This is a genomic window from Variovorax sp. 3319 (assembly GCF_031456585.1).
Lineage (GTDB): Bacteria > Pseudomonadota > Gammaproteobacteria > Burkholderiales > Burkholderiaceae_C > Variovorax > Variovorax paradoxus_P.
This window is the reverse complement of the sequence record NZ_JAVDUZ010000008.1, coordinates 322,876-328,875: the sequence shown is the minus strand read 5'-3', so window position 1 is coordinate 328,875 and position 6,000 is coordinate 322,876. Positions and strand designations below refer to the sequence as shown.

The following is a 6,000-nucleotide window of genomic DNA, read 5'->3' as shown; positions in this document are numbered from 1 at the left end:
GTCTCGGGGTGTCCGCGCAACTGCGCGGAGGCGGGGATCAAGGACGTGGGGGTGATCGGGGTGGATTCGGGCTGGGAGCTGTACGTGGGGGGCAACGGCGGCATCAAGACGGAGGTGGCGCAGTTCCTGGTGAAGGTGAAGACGGCCGCCGAGGTGATGGAGTACTCGGGGGCGTTCCTGCAGCTGTACCGCGAGGAAGGCTGGTACCTGGAGCGCACGGTGCACTACATCGGGCGGGTGGGGCTGGACTATGTGAAGAAGAAGGTCCTGGAGGACGCCGAAGGCCGCAAGGCGCTGTGGGAGCGGCTGCAGTTTGCGCTGGACGGGGAGCCCGATCCGTGGTTCGAGTCGAGCCAGGCGCAGGTGGATGTGCGGCAGTTCACGCCGGTGGCGGTGGTGGACGGCCAGGTGGACAGCGCCGTGCAGGCCGCCTGAACGAGAAGGAGAAACAACCCATGAGCAACAACGGCAACAACAGCAACCACAGCAACACCAACGAGTGGAAGGTGATCTGCCGCGTGGAGGACATCCCGGTGCTGGGTGCGCGCCGCGTGGCGCGCCCGGTGGGGGTTGATGTGGCGGTGTTCCGCAATGCCGAGGACGAGGTGTTCGCGCTGCTGGACCGCTGCCCGCACAAGGGCGGGCCTCTCTCCCAGGGCATCGTGTTCGGCACCAGCGTGGCGTGTCCGCTGCACAACTGGGCCATCGGGCTGGACGACGGCTGCGCCAGGTCGCCCGATGAAGGGTGCACGCCGAAGTTTGCGGTGAAGGTGGCTGAAGGGGTCGTGCATCTGGATGCGGAAGAACTCGCCACCCACGCGGTGGAGCTCGGGCGCCCGGTCGCGGGGCCGGCCAACCGCGCGTGCCTTCAGGCCGAAGACACGGCCGCCTGAACTACAGCGAACGAACCATGAGCCTTACCCTCACTCCTTCATCGCGCGGCGCCGATCGCACCCCGGGCATGCCGCCCGTGCACGATCGCTCCACGCACGGCCGCTGCACGCTCGTCGGCGCCGGCCCCGGCGACCCTGAATTGCTCACCATCAAGGCGCTCAAGGCCATCCAGTCGGCCACCGTGCTGCTCGTCGACGACCTGGTGAGCGACGAGATCGTCGCCATGGCGCAGCCCGGTGCACGCCTGGTCCACGTCGGCAAGCGCGGCGGCTGCAAGAGCACGCCGCAGAGCTTCATCGAGCGGCTCATGATCATGGCCGTGCGCGAAGGCGAGCACGTGGTGCGGCTCAAGGGCGGCGATCCCTTCATCTTCGGCCGCGGCGGCGAAGAGGTCGAGCACCTGGCGCAGGCCGGCATCCATGTCGAGGTGGTGAACGGCATCACGTCGGGCCTTGCCGGGCTGACCTCGCTCGGCGTGCCGCTCACGCACCGCGACCATGCACAGGGCGTCATCTTTGTCACGGGCCATGCAAAGCCGGGTTCGCCGGGCACCGACTGGCACGCGCTGGCGGCCACGGCGCATGCCGCGCGCCTGACGCTGGTCATCTACATGGGCGTGTCGGGTGCGGGCCGCATTCAAGGCGAGCTGATGAGCGGCCTGCCGGCTTCCACCCCCATCGTCGTCGTGCAGAACGCCAGCATGCCAACCCAGCGGCACGCCGTGGGCACGCTCGGCACGCTGGAGCGCACGATTGCCGACAACGGCCTGTGCAGCCCTTCGATCATCGTGGTGGGCGACGTCCTCCAGGGCCTGGCCGCCGCGGCGTCTTCCGCTCATGTCGCGCTGGAGAAGGCGGCCTGAATTTCCGGTCTCCCCTCCCCCTCATTCTTCTCTTCTCAGTTTTTCCATCGAACCAAAGTAACGCCATGGCCTATTTGCAGCCTTCCGAATTCGTCACCAAGATGGTGGACGCCGGTGAATCCAAGATCTTCATGTCCACCCGGGACACGCTCATCCGCTCTTTCATGGCGGGTGCAATCCTGGCGCTGGCCGCGGTGTTTGCGGTAACCATCAACGTGCAGACCGGCTATTCGATCATCGGGGCCATCCTGTTTCCGGTCGGCTTCTGCATTCTTTACCTGCTCGGCTTCGACCTGCTGACGGGCGTCTTCGTGCTGACGCCGCTCGCACTCATCGACAAGCGCCCCGGCGTGACCATTGGCGGTGTGCTGCGCAACTGGGGCCTTGTGTTCGTCGGCAACTTTCTCGGCGCGTTCACCGTGGCCGTGCTGATGGCCATCGTGTTCACCTTCGGCTTCACCAGCCCGCCCGACAAGGTCGGACAGGTCATCGCCACCATCGGCGAGGCACGCACGCTGGGCTACTCCAACCACGGCGCCGCAGGCATGCTCACGCTCTTCGTGCGCGGCATGCTGTGCAACTGGATGGTGTCCACCGGTGTGGTGGGCGCGATGATCTCCACGTCGGTCAGCGGCAAGGTGCTTGCCATGTGGATGCCGATCATGGTGTTCTTCTTCATGGTGTTCGAGCACTCGGTGGTCAACATGTTCCTGTTTCCGTCGGCGCTGCTCATGGGCGGCAACTTTTCGATCATGGACTACATCATCTGGAACGAGATTCCCACGGTGCTGGGCAACCTCATCGGCGGCCTGTCGTTCACCGGGCTTACGCTGTATGCCACGCATGTGAGAACGGCGCCCAAGCGCGTGGTCCGCTAAGCACGGCTCGGCCACCCTCCGCCGGTGACGATGCGCTCCGCACTCGCGGTCTCCATCGGACAGCACTCCGACAAGGGCCGCAAGGAAACCAACCAGGATTTCCATGGCGCGGCCCTGCCGGAGGGTCAGGTTCGCACCGCGAAGGGCGTGGCAATTGCCATTGCAGACGGCATCAGCAGCAGCGACGTGAGCCATGTGGCGAGCGAGTCGGCGGTCAGGAGCTTTCTGACCGACTACTACTGCACCTCGGACGCATGGAGCGTGAGTCGCTCGGCACAGCGCGTGCTCACGGCCGCCAACGCCTGGCTGCACGCGCAAACCCAGAATGGCGGTGGCCGTTTCGACAAGGACCGCGGCTACGTCTGTACCTTCAGCGCGCTGGTCGTCAGGTCGACCACGGCGCATGTTTTTCATGTGGGCGACACGCGCGTCTATCGCTGGCATGCAGGGGCACTCGAGCAGCTGACCGAGGACCACCGCGTATCGGTAGGCGGCGGGCAAAGCTATCTCGCGCGTGCGCTCGGCGTAGGGCCGCATGTAGAGATCGACTACCGCGCCGTTCCCGTCGAGCAGGGAGATGTCTTCCTGCTGACCTCCGACGGCGTTCACGAGCACATCGACTCCGCGGCCATCGAGGCCGCACTCGATTCGAACCCCGGCAACCTGGACGCCGCTGCCCGCAGCATTGCCGGGGAAGCCTACAGCCGAGGCAGCCCGGACAACCTGACAGTGCAGATCGTCAGGATCGACGCCCTGCCCGATGGCGACGTGAACGAACTGCAAGCACAGCGCGCCGCACTGCAGCTGCCGCCCATGCTGGAGGCGCGCATGCGCTTCGACGGCTACACCATATTGCGCGACCTGCACCATAGCCATCGCAGCCACATCTACCTGGCCACCGACGACGACACCGGGCAGCGCGTTGTGCTCAAGACCCCTTCGGTCGACCTGCAGAACGACGAAGCCCACCTGGACCGCTTTCTGCTGGAGGAATGGGTAGCGCGGCGCATCGACAGCGCGCACGTGCTCAAGCCGCACGCCACCAGCCGCAAGCGCAACTATCTTTATGTTGCGATGGAGTTCGTCGAGGGGCAGACGCTGGCGCAATGGATGGTGGACAACCCGCGGCCAAGCCTCGAGTCGGTGCGCGGCATCGTCGAGCAGCTGGCAAAAGGGCTGCAGGCCTTTCATCGCCTCGAAATGCTGCACCAGGACTTGCGGCCTGAGAACATCATGATCGACCGCACGGGCACGGTGCGCATCATCGACTTCGGTTCGGCCTGGGTGGCCGGGCTAGGCGACAGCACGCTGGCCGGGCCGAACGAGATATTGGGCACGGTGCAGTACACGGCGCCCGAATACTTTCTGGGCGACGGCGGCTCGGCAAGGTCGGACCTTTTCTCGCTGGCCGTCATCGTCTACCAGATGCTCACCGGGCGCCTGCCCTACGGCGCAGAGGCCGCGCGAATCCGCACACGGGCAGACCAGCGAAACCTGCAATACAGGTCCGCGCTCGACACGCAGCGCGCCATTCCGGCCTGGATAGACGAAGTGCTGCGAAAGGCGCTCAACCCCAACCCGCTCAAGCGCTACGAAGTGCTTTCAGAGTTCGTGCAAGACCTGCGGCAACCCCATCCCGATTTCTTGAACAGCCACGGCACACCGCTCGTCGAAAAGAACCCTGTGATCTTCTGGAAATGCATGACCCTGCTGCTGGGCATTGCGGTGATCGTGCTGCTTGGCCTGCTCAGCCAGCGAGGCTGAGGGTTGGATTTGCAGAGATGGGCAGTTGGCCGCATGCCTCCCGGCCAAGACTCGGCCGGGAAGCATCCTACGTAATCCGTCAGCGCAGCCGTACGACCTTCCGATTGCGTGCGATTAGCTTTGTGGGTCATCGAGCTTTCAATCTTCAAGCCCATATGTTCAGAACGATCCTGGGGGTCGCGGTAAGCCCATTGGTGGCAATCGCCCTGTTCTGCGCTGGCATCCTCGCGGCGGCAATGCACTTGTTTGCCCTGCCAGTGCTGTATCTGTGGGAACGCTATCTGGAGCAAAGGCCTCTCCGGGGCAAACGCGCTCGCGAAGAAGCCCGGATCGACTCCGAAAAATGAACTTCTCCGACCGTTGCTGCCTTTGTCCCCTTTGCCGCCTCCCGGCCACGGCGCACCGTCCTTCAAGCAGTTTCTCCGCATGCCTGCACGCGGCCGCTTCGCAGCTGGTGCACGCTTTCCGGAACTCTCGGGCCAACAGACATGACAGACGACAGCACACCCATTTCAGACGGGCACTCCCTTGAATACCGCGGCTTCCGCTTCGAGCTTCGCGCGGAGTCCGTGCCCGGCGGCTATCAGCCTATCGTTGTGGTTGTCCGCACACCTGCGGACGAAGAAGAAACGCAACTGCCCAACGACACGGACGAGATCGTCTATGGGACCGAGGCCGAGGCCACCCGGCATGCAGAGCAGCAGGCGATTCGTTGGGTGCATGACCGCACAGGCGACGCGCAGGCGCAGTTCTAAGAATACGGAAGGACGCAGTTTTCGCGTCTCGCCGTAGCCGGTCCGGTTACCGAGGCGCGCGAAGCACAAGCACCGCTCCGGAGCCTGTCAACACCAGATTCAATTCGCCGCAAAGCAGTACATCAGCCCGGCGCTGCCGCTCATCTTGAGCTGATCGATGCTGCAGCCGCGCGTACCGTGCGAAGAGTTCCATGAAGCATTGGCCACCGGATCGGGGTTGGTGCCCTTGTGGTCGTGATGCCCCACGATGGCGGAGCCGCCGTCGCTCCTGGTCCAGTTGCCGCAGGTGGTGTCCTTGCCCGGGTCGGGCACGGCCACTGTGCCGTCGGGGCGCGAACCGGTGAGGATGTCGTGGCGGTTGACCGGATCGCCGAAGCCCGAAACGACCTCGCCCTTCTCGGTCAGCGAGGTGTCTTTGCCGACCTTCGCGTTGGCGCTGTGCAGGTCGGCCACGCTGGTGGCGACGACCACTCCCTTGGCATTGGTCCACGGCCCGGTGCCGATGCGGTCGCGTGCGTTGACAGCGGGCTGCCCGTTTGCGGCAGCAGTGCTCAAATAGGCGCGCCACGTCTTGTTGCCCGCCCCCGCGCTGGCGGCCAGCGACTGGCAGAAGCGGTCGGCTCCGGCCAAGCCTCCGAGGTCGCCGCCCTTGCCAGGATTGGCGCTGGTGATGAAGAAGCTCATGGAGTTTCCGCCGCCCGACTGCCCCATGGCACCGCAACCGATGATCAGTGCAGTGGCCGCGACAGCGGCGCCAGCAGAAAGAATGAAGCGACTGGGCATGAGGAGACTCCTGGCAGTGTTGGAGCCGGGAGGCTACCGCACCATGGTGCCGGCGGCAACCCGA

The 6,000-nt window shown here is 65.0% G+C and carries 7 protein-coding genes and 1 pseudogene; 7 read left to right on the top strand and 1 reads right to left on the bottom strand.

Features of this window, described 5'->3' with window-relative positions; genetic code table 11:
- The 7 genes and pseudogenes from J2X67_RS18210 to J2X67_RS18180 form a co-directional block, all read left to right on the top strand.
- Window positions 1–435: pseudogene (locus J2X67_RS18210) on the top strand (nitrite reductase large subunit); the annotation flags it as partial.
- Window positions 436–455: 20 nt separating this feature from the next.
- On the top strand, window positions 456–893 hold the full coding sequence (gene nirD / locus J2X67_RS18205; RefSeq protein WP_309954987.1) for a nitrite reductase small subunit NirD: 438 nt from the start codon (window positions 456–458) through the stop codon (window positions 891–893).
- Window positions 894–961: 68 nt separating this feature from the next.
- Entirely contained in the window at window positions 962–1,756 is a 795-nt protein-coding gene (cobA, locus tag J2X67_RS18200) for a uroporphyrinogen-III C-methyltransferase (protein ID WP_309955013.1), read from the top strand.
- A 65-nt stretch (window positions 1,757–1,821) separates the two neighbouring features.
- A complete protein-coding gene (locus J2X67_RS18195; protein ID WP_309954985.1) occupies window positions 1,822–2,634 on the top strand; it encodes a formate/nitrite transporter family protein in 813 nt (270 codons plus the stop codon).
- A 30-nt stretch (window positions 2,635–2,664) separates the two neighbouring features.
- Entirely contained in the window at window positions 2,665–4,398 is a 1,734-nt protein-coding gene (locus J2X67_RS18190; protein ID WP_309954983.1) for a bifunctional protein-serine/threonine kinase/phosphatase, read from the top strand.
- Window positions 4,399–4,553: 155 nt separating this feature from the next.
- The gene (locus tag J2X67_RS18185) at window positions 4,554–4,745 is read left to right on the top strand and encodes a hypothetical protein (protein WP_309954981.1); all 192 of its coding nucleotides are present in this window, start codon (window positions 4,554–4,556) and stop codon (window positions 4,743–4,745) included.
- Window positions 4,746–4,886: 141 nt separating this feature from the next.
- The gene (locus J2X67_RS18180; protein ID WP_309954979.1) at window positions 4,887–5,153 is read left to right on the top strand and encodes a hypothetical protein; all 267 of its coding nucleotides are present in this window, start codon (window positions 4,887–4,889) and stop codon (window positions 5,151–5,153) included.
- Window positions 5,154–5,252: 99 nt separating this feature from the next.
- Here the strand turns inward: J2X67_RS18180 and J2X67_RS18175 are convergent, their stop codons facing one another.
- The gene (locus J2X67_RS18175; protein WP_309954977.1) at window positions 5,253–5,936 is read right to left on the bottom strand and encodes a hypothetical protein; all 684 of its coding nucleotides are present in this window, start codon (window positions 5,934–5,936) and stop codon (window positions 5,253–5,255) included.
- Window positions 5,937–6,000: the final 64 nt, after the last annotated feature.

Bases quoted from the DNA above. Each gene is read 5' to 3' on its own strand.
- J2X67_RS18185 (WP_309954981.1), top strand. From the start codon at position 4,554: ATGTTCAGAACGATCCTGGGGGTCGCGGTAAGCCCATTGGTGGCAATC.
- cobA (WP_309955013.1), top strand. From the start codon at position 962: ATGCCGCCCGTGCACGATCGCTCCACGCACGGCCGCTGCACGCTCGTC.
- J2X67_RS18175 (WP_309954977.1), bottom strand. From the start codon at position 5,936: ATGCCCAGTCGCTTCATTCTTTCTGCTGGCGCCGCTGTCGCGGCCACT.
- nirD (WP_309954987.1), top strand. From the start codon at position 456: ATGAGCAACAACGGCAACAACAGCAACCACAGCAACACCAACGAGTGG.
- J2X67_RS18190 (WP_309954983.1), top strand. From the start codon at position 2,665: ATGCGCTCCGCACTCGCGGTCTCCATCGGACAGCACTCCGACAAGGGC.
- J2X67_RS18180 (WP_309954979.1), top strand. From the start codon at position 4,887: ATGACAGACGACAGCACACCCATTTCAGACGGGCACTCCCTTGAATAC.
- J2X67_RS18195 (WP_309954985.1), top strand. From the start codon at position 1,822: ATGGCCTATTTGCAGCCTTCCGAATTCGTCACCAAGATGGTGGACGCC.